The following is a 12,379-nucleotide window of genomic DNA, read 5'->3' as shown; positions in this document are numbered from 1 at the left end:
GCCGATCGGGTCGGATGCCTGCGGCCGCCGGTGCGCTCAGCGCACGCCGGCGGGCCGGAACTGGACGCTGATCCGCGGACCCGCCGCACGTGCCGTCTTCGGGATCGCGTGCTCCCAGGTGCGCTGGCAGCTGCCGCCCATGACGATCAGGTCGCCGTGGCCGAGCGATCGGCGTACGGGCACCGGGCCCGGCCTGCGGGGCCGCAGCGCCAGATGGCGCGGCGCTCCGAGCGAGAGGATCGCCACCATGGTGTCCTCGGTGGAGCCTCGGCCGATCGTGTCACCGTGCCAGGCGACCCCGTCCCGCCCGTCCCGGTAGTAGCAGAGCCCCGCCGTGGTGAACGGCTCGACGAGTTCGGCCGCGTAGTGCGCGCTCAGCGCCGTACGGGCCGTCTCCAGCGCCGGATGCGGCAGCGGGTCGTCCCCGCCGAAGAACGCCAGCAGGCGCGGGACCGCCACCACGCGCTCGTACATCACCCGCTGCTCCGCCCGCCAGGCCACACCACCGGCCAGCGTCTCGAACAGCGCGTCGGCGCCTTGGAGCCACTGTGGGAGTACGTCGATCCAGGCGCCGTGGCCGAGCTGCTCGCGGCGCAGCCCGGTCAGCGGGCGGACGGCGATGTCGGTCCCCTGGTCGAAGAGCGAGGACTGGAGGTGTACGGCCATGGCACGAGCCTAACGCTATTCGTACGGGTGTGCGAATAGCGTTCCACGGGAGCGTCTCAGCTCTCCTTGATCAGGTCGGCGCACTTCTCGCCGATCATCATCGTCGTGATGCACGGATTGGCCGTGGTCAGCACCGGCATCACCGACGCGTCCGCCACCCGCAGCCCGGTGACGCCCTTGACCCGCAGCTGCGGGTCGAGCGGCGATTCCGGGTCGTCCACCGGGCCCATCCGGACCGTGCCGGCCGGGTGGTAGACGGTGTTGTGCGTCTCGCGGATGTAGTCGAACAGCTCCGCGTCCGTCGTCGCGCCCGGTCCCGGAGCCAGCTCGGTCCCCGCCCACGCGGCCATCGGCGGCTTCGCCACGATCTCCCGCGCGAGGCGGAGTCCGTACGTCATCACCCGTACGTCGTGCTCGTCCGTGAAGTAGCGCGGATCGACCCGCGGCTTGTCCCGGAAGTCCCGGGTGCGGAGGCGGACCGTGCCGCGGGAGCGGGCCCGGGTGACGTTCGGAGTGAGGCAGAACGCGTTCTCCGACGTCGGATAGCCGCGCCGGTAGGTGTTCAGGTCGAACGGCACCGAGCCGTAGTGGAACATCAGGTCCGGCCGGTCCAGGCCCGGTTCCGTGTCGGCGAAGATCCCGATCTCCCACCACTGGGTGGAGGTGGTGACCATGGGCTGCCTCGCCTCCCACATGATCACTCCCTCCGGATGGTCCTGGAGGTGCGAGCCGACGCCGGGCGAGTCCACCCGCACCTCGATCCCGGTCTCCCGCAGATGGCCGGCCGGGCCGATCCCGGAGAGCATCAGCAGCTTCGGCGAGTCGATCGCGCCGCAGGCGACGACCACCTCGCGCCGCGCGTGCACTCGGCCGCTGTGGACGGTGTCCGGCTCCAGGTACTCCACGCCGGTGCACCGCTTGCCGTTCGCGCCGTTCGCGCCGTTCTCACCGGTCTCGCCGTCGAACAGCAGCCGTCTCGCCTGGAGCCCGGTCCGCAGCTCCAGGTTGGGCCGCTTCCCGAGGATCGGATGCAGGTACGAGACGGAGGCCGAGGAGCGCGTGCCGTCCTCGCGGGCGTTGATCTGGAACCAGTGCGCGCCGCGCACGACGGTGGTGCCGGTGTTGAACGGCGTGGTCGGGATGCCCGCCTCGGCGCACGCCTCCAGCAGCGCCGTACCGCACGGGTCGTCGGCCGGGACCGTGCGGAGCGTGACCGGGCCGGAGCGGCCGTGGTGGTCGCCGGGCGCGTCGTTGGTCTCCAGCCGCTGGTAGAGCGGGAAGCAGTCCGCCGCGCTCCACCCGGCGCAGCCCAGCGCGCCCCACTCGTCGAGATCCTCGGCCGGAGCCCAGAAGGCGATGCACGAGTTGTGCGAGGAGCAGCCGCCGAGCACCTTGGCGCGGGCGTGGCGCATGAAGCTGTTGCCGTTCTCCTGCGGCTCCACCGGATAGTCCCAGTCGTATCCGGACTCCAGCAGCGCCATCCACCTCTCCAGCCGCAGGATGCTGTCGTCGCCGACGTCCGAGGGGCCCGCCTCCAGGACGCAGACGGTGACGGAGGGGTCTTCGGTGAGCCGGGCGGCGACGACGGCACCTGCCGTACCGCCGCCGACCACGACGTAGTCGTACGTGGACACAGGGCTCTCTTCGGGCATCGCGTCTCCAGAGCTCAAGAGTTCTGCGGCGGAACGGTCGGGTCCTCGGCCTCGAAGCGGTGTTCGGCGAGCACCCCCGTACGGTGCCGCTGGACGAACCAGTAGTAGGCGAAGCCGCCGAGCGCGACGACGCCGATGAAGAGGAACGCGCCCCACCGCAGGTACCAGTGCTGCGGACCCGTCGCGTTGTAGACCTCGGCGCGCGGCCAGGCGAGGTTGAGCGACATCGCCGTGCCCCAGAGAACGGCGAGCACGTTGACCGGCAGCCCCCACCGGCCCAGCGAGAACCCGCCCTCGCGCGGCTGCCAGGTGCCACGCAGCCGGCGCAGCAGCATGGGCACGGTGACCATCAGATAGGCCACGTAGATCATGATGATCGCGATGCTGGTGATCACCGAGAAGATCTGCGGCTGGTTGATGTTCACCACCAGGATCACCACGCCGACCACGCCGATCAGCACGGCGGGCACCACGGGCGTCCTGAACCGTGGGCTGACCCTGGCCAGCTTCGAGCCGGCGGGCAGGTTGTTGTCCCGGGCCATGGCGAACATCAGCCGGATCCCGGCCGCCTGCACGGCCAGCACGCAGACGGTGATCGCGACGACCACCGACCAGAGGAAGATCTCCCCGATGGTCTCGCCGAGCGTGGCCAGCACCACGTACTGCAGTCCGCCCGTGGACAGCTCCTCGGCCTTCAGGTCCGGCACCGAGAGCAGCGCGAAGAGCAGGATGAACGCGCCGATCAGGAACGACGCGATGAGCGCGCGCAGGATGGCGCGCGGCGCGTTGCGGCCCGGGTTGTGCGACTCCTCGCCGAGCGAGGAGGCGGTGTCGAAGCCGTACATGACGTACGCGGAGGCCAGCGACGCGGTGAGGAACGCGCCGAAGTAGCCGAGCGACTGGCCGCTGCCGAGGCCGTACGTCTCCGTCAACGCGGTGCTGGGGCCACGGGTGATGTGCGCGCCGAGGAAGATGATCAGCGCGACGGCGGCGATCAGCTCGATGAAGACGCCGGCGGAGTTGATCCGGGCCATCAGCCTGACGCCGAACGCGTTCACCAGTGTGGAGAAGAGGATGAGGACCGTGCCGAGCAGGACCGCGTTGGCCGCCTGGTCGTTCCGGCCGCTGCCGTCGCCGACGAACTGGAACCAGCCGTCGATCTGCGGCAGCGTGATCTGGTAGGCCAGCGCCACCGCCGAGAGCGTGACCATGGTGGCCGTCATCATCATCCAGCCGCCGAGCCAGCCCACATGCGGGCCGCCCATCTTCTTGGCCCAGTTGTAGATGGAACCGGCCACCGGATAGCGGGCCGCCAGCTCGCAGAAGCACAGCGCCACCATCAGCTGTCCGCAGAAGACCATCGGCCAGGACCACCAGTAGGCGGGACCGCCGAAGCTGACGCCGAAGTAGAACAGCTGGAAGGTGCCGGTCAGGATCGAGATGTAGCTGATCCCGGCGGCGAAGGTGTGGAAGTTGCCGAGCGTGCGCTTGAGTTCGGGCTTGTAGCCCAGCTCACCCAGCGCGGCGTCGTCGTGGCTGCTGTCCGCCGACCGGTCCTCGGGTCCCCTGGTCCGGCTCACTCGAACCACCGCTGCGGAGTCGCGGCGACATTGCGCCAGATGTGCTTGGCCTCCTGGTACTCGGCGAGACCCGCCGGACCCAGCTCGCGGCCGAAGCCGGACTGCTTCATGCCGCCCCACTCCGCCTGCGGTACGTAAGGATGGAAGTCGTTGATCCATACGGTCCCGGCGCGCAGCCGCGAGGCCACCCGGTGAGCCCGCCCGGCGTCCTGCGTCCAGACCCCGCCCGCCAGCCCGTACACCGTGTCGTTGGCGAGCCGCACCGCCTCGTCCTCGTCCCGGAACCGCTCCACCGTGAGCACCGGCCCGAACGACTCGTCCCGCACCACGGACATGGACGACGTGCACTCGTCCAGCACGGTCGGCGGATAGTAGAAGCCGTCGGCCAGCGCCGGATCGTCGGGCCGTGCGCCGCCGCAGCGCAGTACGGCGCCTTCGGCGATGCCCTCCGCCACGTACGCCTCGACCTTGTCCCGGTGCGCGGCGGAGATCAGCGGCCCGCTGCGGGCCTCCTCGTCGAAGGGGCCGCCGAGCCTGATCCGGCGGGCCCGCGCCACCAGCTCGTCCACGAACCGGTCGTGCAGCTCGTCCTGCACGAGGAGCCGCGCCCCGGCCGAGCAGACCTGGCCGGAGTGGAGGAAGACCGCCATCAGCCCGTAGTCGACGGCGGTCTCGAAGTCGGCGTCGGCGAAGACGATGTTCGGGTTCTTGCCGCCCAGCTCCAGGGCCACCTTCTTCACGGTCGGCGCGGCGGCCGCCATGATGGCCCGCCCGGTCACCAGCCCGCCGGTGAACGACACCATGTCCACCCGCGGGTCCTCGGTCAGCGGCGCGCCCACGGCCGAGCCCGCTCCGAGCACCAGATTGGCGACCCCTTCCGGCAGCTCGGCCTCGACGAGCAGTCCCATGAGCAGGACGGCGGTGTGCGGCGTCAGCTCACTCGGTTTGAGGACGAACGTGTTGCCGGCCGCCAGCGCGGGCGCGACCTTCCACGCGGTCTGGAGCAGCGGATAGTTCCACGGGGTGATGAGCGCGCAGACGCCGACCGGTTCGTGCGTGATCCGGCTGTCGACGTCCGCGAGCCCGGTGTCGACGACCCGGTCGGTGGAGCCGGCGGCGACGAGGTTGCCGAAGTACCGGAAGCAGTTGGCGATATCGGCCATGTCGTACGCGCTCTCCACCAGCCGCTTGCCGGTGTCCAGCGACTCCGCCCGCGCGAAGATGCTCTTGTCGCGCTCCAGCAGCTCCGCGACCCGCAGCAGCAGCCGCCCGCGCTCGGCGGCCGGCGTCCGGGGCCAGGGCCCGTCGTCGAAGGCGGCCCGCGCGGCGGCGACGGCGGCCTCGGCGTCCTTGCGCCCGCCCTCGTCGACGGTGGCGACCAGCGTGCCGTCGGCCGGGCAGCGGATCTCGCGCGTGCCCGCGTCGGCGGCGGCGGTCCACCGGCCGCCGATGAACAGCTCCGGCATGGGCTCCTCCTGTACGGGTTCCTGTTGCGGGGTGCCTGTGCGGGCCGCCGGGCTTCGGCGGCCTTGTCCGGCGGCTTCCGGGGCTTCGACGGTTCCGGTGGCCGTCCGTGGCTCCTCCAGGACCGACAGTAAGGCGGCTCGGACGGACCCGCAGCGCGGACGCGGCCTCGGTGCGCGCCGTGCCGGTGGTGTTACGCCGAAGGGGTGCCCGGGTCCGCCGGCGCGCCCCGGGCCGCCGTTCCGCGCGGTCCTCGCACGACCGTTCGTCCAGTTGGTGACCGCCGTTGTGCGGAGAGTCAACTTCCGGTCAATCTCTGCACCAAGTGTCCCGTCCCCGCCCTGCACCCCACCGTTGGTGTGGCATGTTTTCGTGCGCAAAGGCAGTCGCGCGACGTCACTCTTGGAGTGCCACCATGGCCCAGCAGCACCGTGCCCAGTTCACGCGTCAGGAGCTGATCCACTCCGCGGCGGAGGTCTTCCACGGCGCCGGATACGCGGATTCCTCGATCACCGCCATCAGCTCGCGCGCGGCGGTGAGCAACGGCGCGCTGCACTTCCACTTCCGCAACAAGCGCGCGCTCGGCGAAGCGGTCGAGGCCGCGGCGGCGCAGCGGCTGCTCTACCTCACCGGTCCGGTGCCGCTGCGCCACCCGGACCCGGTGGGCCACCTCGTCGACACCTCCGAGGCGCTGGCCCGGGAGCTGCTGCGCGATGTGGTCCTGCGGGCCGGCTTCAGCCTCGCGGACGACGCCGGCTGGCGCGGCGCGGTGGACCTGTGGGAGCAGTGGCACGACTGGGTCCATCTGATGCTGACCGTGGCACGGGACCAGGGTTCGCTGGCGCCGGACGTCGATCTGGCCGACGCGGTCTCGGCCATCACCGCCGTCATGGCCGGGTTCGCGACGCTCTCCCGCCGGAAGCGGCAGAGCGACCTCTCGGCGAGCGTCGTCCCGGGGTTCTGGCGGCTGATGCTGCCCCGGCTCACCGGTGACGGAGGCGAGCTGCCGGCCGCCGACGGCCCCGCGCCCGCTCTCTGGCAGACCGAGCGGTGCCCGGACGACTGCTGGGAGCTGGAGGACTGCAGAGTGGCGTGACCGCCTCGTTTGTGCGCCGCTTGTGCGTCCTTTGAACGCCCGGGTCCACGCTGGTGGCCGGTGGGCCGCGACGGGCGGCGCGCGCGTGCGGCGGGGAGTCGTGGTCATGAGCGAGTGGTTCCGCAGGTTCGGCGGCCCGGGCGGCCAGGTCCGCCCCGAACTCCGGGCGCCCCGGCTGTACTGCTTCCCGCATGCCGGAGGCGCGGCCAGCACCTTCGTCCCGCTGGCCCGGGAGCTGACGCCGGAACTCGACGTCCTGGCCGCCCAGTACCCCGGCCGCCAGGACCGCCGCCGGGAGGCGCCCTTCGCCGACATCGCCCTGCTCGCCGAGGCGCTCGCCGACCACGTCCCCGTAGCGGACGGGACGCCGTACGCCTTCTTCGGCCACAGCATGGGCGCGGTCCTCGCCTACGAGGTGGCCCGGGTCCTCCAGCGGCGCCGGGTGACCGGGCCCGCGGCGCTCGTCCTCTCCGGCCGCCGCGCGCCGACCCCCGAGCCCAGCTCGCACGACCGGCTGCGCACGGACGCGGACATCCTGCGCGCGGTCCGCGAACTCGGCGGCACCACACCGCAGTTGCTGCACGACCCCGAGCTGCGCGAGATGGTCATGCCCGCACTGCGCGCCGACTACCGCGCGATCGGCTCGTACACCTGGCAGCCCGGCCCGCCGCTCGCCGTCCCCTTCACCGTCCTCGTCGGCGACCGGGACCCGGTGGCGAGCGTCGCCGAGGCGCGGGCCTGGCAGCACGTCACCACGGCACCGGCCCGGACCCATGTCTTCGACGGCGGCCACTTCTTCCTCGACGCGCACCTCCCGCGCGTGGCCCGGACGGTCCTGGACGCGCTCGGCCACCTCATGCCCGTGTCCGCGGCGAGGTGACGGCCGGAGAGTGAGCGGGACCCGGGCGGTCGGGATGTCCGGTCACGGTGGTGGGCCGCGACGCACACACGTGCGTCGCGGCCCGCCGTCGTTTCCCCGCCCTCTTCTCATGACCTGACGAGGAGTCATATGACGTGCTGGGAAGATGTGTTCATCGTCGCCGCCGGTCCGCAGCTCCTCCGCTCCCCGGCCCCCGCGAGCGGTATCGACCTCGTCGTCCACGCGCGGAGCGGGCGCGCGGACCGCGTACGGCCACGGCACGAGGACTGTCGTGCGACCACGGTACGGGTGTTCCGGGAGGCGGACGGCGGGCTCGCCGCGCTGCATGTGGCGGCGCGGTATCTGTCCGCGTCCCAGGGGCCCGGTGCGGCTCTGGTCACCGTGGATCGTGGGAGCGCCGCCCAGGCCTCCGCCGCCGGTGCGGTGGTCGCCAGAGGCGGCGAAGGGGCCGGAGCGGCCCGGGTCCTGGCGACCGTGTTCCTCGGCGGGCCGCCCGAAGGCGCTCTCTTCCGCGGTGACCTGGCCTGGCGGGAGCCGGCCGCCCGCCGTCCCGGCTTCTCCAGGACCCTGGTCGCCCGCCGCCGGAGGGCCGGGCGGTCGCCGCAGACCGAACGGCTGCCGCCGCTCGGCGGGCCGGAGCGTGAGGCGGTGGCGCGGGCCGTGGACGAGGCCGGGGCGTGTATGGCCGATGTCGCGCGGGTCGTCCGCACGCCCGACCAGCTGACCGCGCTCGCCGATCTGCTCGACCGGGGCAAGGAGGCCGGAGCGCCGCTGGTGGTGCTGGCCGGAGCCGGCCGCGGACCGGACTTCGGCTGCGCGGTGCTGAAGCCGCTCTGAGACCTCTCGTACACGGCAACGGGCCGGGCACCGCTCACGCGGTGCCCGGCCCGTTGCCGTGCTCAGGTCACGCGGGCGCGGCCGGGAACCAGCCGCGGTCCACGAAGAAGGAGACGTACCGGGCGAACAGTTCGGGCGTCATCTCCGGGCAGGCGACCCCGGTTCCGGCCAGCGCCGTCTCGGTGCCGGTGGTGTCGAAGCGCGGGTAGAACCGGTGGCTGTCGGTCGCCAGCACCTGGAAGGCGTCGAGCAGCGGGTTCATCGCGTTGTCGGTGTCCGACGCCACCCGTGCGTACCAGTCGTCCCAGCTCAGCTCGGCCAGCCCGTACCCCGCCGAGCGGAAGTGCTCGACGCACGCGGCGAACTCCAGGCTGCTCGGGTTGGACAGGTGGTACGTCCCGCCCGCAGCCCGCTCCTGCCGGGACATCGTGAGGACCGCCTCGCTGACGTAGTCGACCGGCACCGGGTGCACCGCCGCCGACAGACCCTCGGGCACCGCGCCGGCCTGGAGCAGCCCCTTGAGGCTCAGCCACACGAAGTCCTGCGTCTGGCAGGCGCCGTTGACCCGGTCGCCGGAGACGACGTCCACGCGGTACACACTGACCGGCAGCCCGCGCTCCCTGGCCAGCCCGATCATCTGCTCCGCCACCCACTTGCTCTGCACATAACCGGTCGGCAGCTCCCGCGCCGGACCCGTCGGGTCGTCCTCCCGCAGCGGCACGCCTTCGCTCAGCGCCTTCGGGAAGACGCCTACGGTGGAGACGTGGTGGACCGGGACGGTACGGTGCCGGGCCGCCAGCCGCAGGACCTCCTCGGTCCCGTCGACGTTGGTGGACTTCAGCTCCGTGTACGGGCGCAGCCAGTGCACATGGGCCCCCGCGTGGTACACCGCGTCGGCCGTGCGGGCCAGGTGCTCGTACGTCTCCTCCTCCAGGCCCAGACGCGGCCGGGAGAGGTCGCCCACCAGGACGGTGAGGCGTGCCGGGTCGACCTCGTCCGCGAGGCCGTACCACTCCAGGTTGGCCCGGAGCCGCTCGCGTGCGTCCGCCTCGTCGGCGCCGCGCACCAGGCAGTGCACCTGCGCCCGGGTCCCGCGCACCAGGTCCCGGAGGAGGAAGGCCCCGAGGAACCCGGTGGCGCCGGTCAGCAGCACCGCCCCGGGATCGACGGCCACCCGGCTGACCTCGGCCGCCGGCCGGATGTCCTCGGCCAGCCGCACCTCGGCCTCCAGGTCGACGGTCTGCCGTGCCGCGCCGCCCGAGGAGCCCGGCCCGTGCAGCGCGGTCTCCAGCAGGTGATCGGCGAGCGCCCGCGGGTTCGGATGGTCGAAGACCAGGCCGCTCGGCAACTGGGCGCCGACCAGGGCCGCGAGCCGGTTCCGCAGCTCGACGGAGGTCAGCGAGTCGAGGCCGAGATCGCCGAAGGCCTGCTCGGGCGCGAGTGCGCTCCCGGTGGCGTCGGCGTGCCCGAGCACTCCGGCGACCTCGGCCCGCACGAGCGCGAGCACATGCGCCTCGCGCTCCTCCTCGTCCAGGCCGGTGAGCTGGTCGGCGAGGGAGAGGGCGGCGGCCGAGTTCACCGCCGTACGCCGCTGAGGCGTGCGGAGCAGTCCGGTCATCACGACCGGGACCTGAGCGGCGTTCTCGCGCAGGGCCTCGCGGTCGACCGGAGTGGCGACGACGGCCGCGGTGCCGAGCGTGAGAGCGGTGTCCAGGAGAGCGGGGCCGGTGCTCTCCGCGATGGCCAGGAGGCCGGAACGCGCGATGCGCCGGAAGTCGGCCTCCTCCATGTGCCCGCTCATCCCGGTGCTCTGCGACCACAGGCCCCAGGCGACGGAGGTGGCGGCCAGGCCTTGAGCGGCCCGGTGCTGGGCGAGGCCGTCGAGGAAGGCGTTCGCGGCCGCGTAGTTGGCCTGACCAGGACCGCCGACCACGGCGGCGACGGACGAGAAGAGCACGAACGCCGACAGGTCCAGGTCCCGGGTGAGCTCGTGCAGGTTCCACGCCGCGTCCACCTTCGGACGCAGTACGGCGGCGAGCCGCTCCGGCGTCAGCGCCGAGACGAGCCCGTCGTCCACGACACCGGCCGTGTGCACGACGCCGGTGAGCGGACGGTCGGCGGGCAGGCTCGCGACCAGTGCCGCGAGCGCGTCGCGGTCGGCGGCGTCGCCTGCCACCACCGCGGCCTCGGCGCCGAGTTCGGCCAGCTGCCGGACGAGCTCCTCGGCGCCGGGAGCGTCGGGACCACGGCGGCTGAGGAGGACGAACCTGGTCACGCCGTGCTCGGCGGCCAGGTGGCGGGCGAAGAGCCCGCCCAGGGAGCCGGTGCCGCCGGTGATGAGGACGGTGCCGTGAGGGTTCCAGGTGTTGGTGGTGGGCTTGGGCTCTGCCGGGTTGGCTTCCGCCGGGCCAGGCCCCGCCTCCGCCGGCCTCAGCCGAGGAACGGAGATCCGGCCCGCCCGCAGCGCCGCCTGCGGTTCGCCGGAGGCGAGGATCCGCGACAGCGCCCGCTGCCACTCGGGCGTGCCCACCGCGTCCCCGGCGGCGGTGTCGATCACCGTGATCCGGCCGGGCGCCTCCGACTGGGCCGAGCGCAGCAGGCCCCACAGAGCGGCCGCCGCCGGGTCCGGTGCCGTGGACTCCTCGGTCGCTACGGCGCCTCGGGTGAGGAACACCAGCCGTGTCCCGGCCAGTTCGTCGTCGGCGAGCCACGCGGTGAGCAGCTCCAGCGCTCCTCGCGTCAGCTCGTGCGCCGCACCGGCCACGTCCTCGCGTCCGGAGGCGTCGCACAGGACGGCCACCGCGTCCGGCCGCCGGCCCGAGCGCACGGCCCGGCGCACCTCGGCCACTCCGTCGAGCGGCTCCGCGTGCGAGGCGTCCGGCCAAGGCCCGCCCACACCGGGCGCCACCTGGCCGAGCGTGGCCCAGGTCGGCTCCTCGTACGGCTCGGCGAGGGTGATCGGCCGCCACGCGACCGTGAAGAGGGAGCCGAGGTGCGCGGCCCGGTCCTGGGCGCCTTCGTCCGGCGTCTCCGGGCCCGCCGCCAGCGCGTCCACCGAGGCGACCGGCTGTCCGGACGCGTCGGCCAGCCACAGCGACAGCTCACCTTCGGCGGACCGGCTCAGCCGCACCCGAAGCGCCTCGGCCTCCGTCGCGTACAGCCGTACGCCATGCCACCGCGAGGTCCGCGCACCTGCCACGGCTCCCGGTACGTCGTCGAACCGGGCCGGCTGCAGCGCCGCGTCGAGCAGCACCGGATGCAGCCCGAAGCCCTTTGCCCCACCAGTTTCCTGATCCAGCGCCACCTCCGCGAACAGGTCCGTCCCGCGCCGCCACACCGCTTCCAGCCCGCGCAGCGCGGGAGCGTGGACCAGGCCCGCCGCCTCCAGCGCCGCGTAGCCGTCGGCGATCTCGACCGGCTCCGCACCGGTGGGCGGCCACTGCGTCAGGTCGAAGGGCGCCGCGTGGCCGCCGAAGCTCGCCGTGCCGTGCGCGTGCGCGGTCCACGGCGTGCCGGCGTCGGGCCGGGAGTGGACGGTGAGGCTCCGGCGGCCGTCCGCGTCCTCCGCGCCCACCGCGATCTGGAGCTGGACCGCCTGCTGACCGGACACCGGCAGCGGCGTGGTGACCGTCAACTCGTCCAGGACCGTGCAGCCGGCCTCGTCACCGGCTCGTACCGCGAGCTCCACCAGAGCGGCGGGCGGCAGCACGGCAGAACCCTCCGCGGTGAGCCCGGACGCCCAGGGCAGAGCGGCCGGAGCGAGCCGGCCGCTGAGCAGGAGGCCGCCGCCCGAGGCCGGTTCGACCGCCTGGCCGAGGATCGGATGGCCGCTCGCACCGGCCTCACCGGCCGCCGCACCGCCGGCCCGCTCACCGTCCAGCCAGTACCGCCGCTGCTGGAAGGCGTACGTCGGCAGCTCCACCCGCCGCGCGCCCGACCCCGCGAAGAAGGCCGGCCAGTCCACCGCCACGCCGTGCGCGTGCAGGTGACCCACTCCGCCGACCAGCGACTCCGCCTCCGCGTCGAGCCGGCGCAGCAGCGGCACCACCGTCCGGTCGCCGTCCACCTCCGCGAGGGTCTCTCCGGCCGCGACGCTGAGTGCGCCGCCGGGGCCGATTTCGATGTAGGTGGTGGTGCCGTGGTGGTTGAGGGTGGTGATGGTGTCGGCGAAGCGGACGGTGCCGCGGAGTTGGTCGGCCCAGTA

Annotated in this window: 8 protein-coding genes; 3 read left to right on the top strand and 5 right to left on the bottom strand. The window is 73.2% G+C overall.

Annotated features, from left to right (window positions below; translation table 11 throughout):
* Positions 1 to 36 precede the first annotated feature (36 nt).
* Genes ABZ267_RS24160 through ABZ267_RS24145 form a run of 4 tightly spaced genes read right to left on the bottom strand, consistent with a single transcriptional unit; the run spans position 37 to position 5,364 of the window.
* Positions 37 to 666, bottom strand: coding sequence for an alpha-ketoglutarate-dependent dioxygenase AlkB (locus tag ABZ267_RS24160; protein ID WP_356748924.1), 630 nt, complete (start codon positions 664 to 666; stop codon positions 37 to 39).
* Between the two features lie 56 nt (positions 667 to 722).
* Positions 723 to 2,318, bottom strand: coding sequence for a GMC oxidoreductase (locus tag ABZ267_RS24155; RefSeq protein WP_356748922.1), 1,596 nt, complete (start codon positions 2,316 to 2,318; stop codon positions 723 to 725).
* A gap of 14 nt (positions 2,319 to 2,332) precedes the next feature.
* On the bottom strand, positions 2,333 to 3,898 hold the full coding sequence (locus ABZ267_RS24150; RefSeq protein WP_356748920.1) for an APC family permease: 1,566 nt from the start codon (positions 3,896 to 3,898) through the stop codon (positions 2,333 to 2,335).
* Positions 3,895 to 5,364 (bottom strand): aldehyde dehydrogenase family protein, encoded by a 1,470-nt coding sequence (locus ABZ267_RS24145; RefSeq protein WP_356748918.1) that lies wholly within the window; start codon positions 5,362 to 5,364, stop codon positions 3,895 to 3,897. The genes ABZ267_RS24150 and ABZ267_RS24145 overlap by 4 nt, the downstream gene beginning before the upstream one ends.
* A gap of 413 nt (positions 5,365 to 5,777) precedes the next feature.
* Here ABZ267_RS24145 and ABZ267_RS24140 point away from each other — a divergent pair, with 413 nt between their 5' ends.
* The 3 genes from ABZ267_RS24140 to ABZ267_RS24130 all read left to right on the top strand — a co-directional run bounded on the left by ABZ267_RS24140 (position 5,778) and on the right by ABZ267_RS24130 (position 8,175).
* Complete coding sequence (locus ABZ267_RS24140) at positions 5,778 to 6,458, top strand: ScbR family autoregulator-binding transcription factor (RefSeq protein WP_356748917.1); 681 nt, start codon at positions 5,778 to 5,780, stop codon at positions 6,456 to 6,458.
* Between the two features lie 106 nt (positions 6,459 to 6,564).
* Complete coding sequence (locus tag ABZ267_RS24135) at positions 6,565 to 7,338, top strand: alpha/beta fold hydrolase (protein ID WP_356748915.1); 774 nt, start codon at positions 6,565 to 6,567, stop codon at positions 7,336 to 7,338.
* A 129-nt stretch (positions 7,339 to 7,467) separates the two neighbouring features.
* Positions 7,468 to 8,175: a hypothetical protein gene (locus tag ABZ267_RS24130; protein WP_356757018.1), complete on the top strand. Its 708-nt coding sequence runs from the start codon at positions 7,468 to 7,470 to the stop codon at positions 8,173 to 8,175.
* Positions 8,176 to 8,242: 67 nt separating this feature from the next.
* Here the strand turns inward: ABZ267_RS24130 and ABZ267_RS24125 are convergent.
* A partial coding sequence (locus tag ABZ267_RS24125) for a thioester reductase domain-containing protein (protein WP_356757016.1) occupies positions 8,243 to 12,379 on the bottom strand: 4,137 nt, incomplete at its 5' end.

Origin of the sequence: Streptomyces sp. NPDC006174 (assembly GCF_040614075.1) — a bacterium.
GTDB lineage: Bacteria > Actinomycetota > Actinomycetes > Streptomycetales > Streptomycetaceae > Streptomyces.
This window is presented reverse-complemented; position numbering and strand designations above follow the sequence as displayed.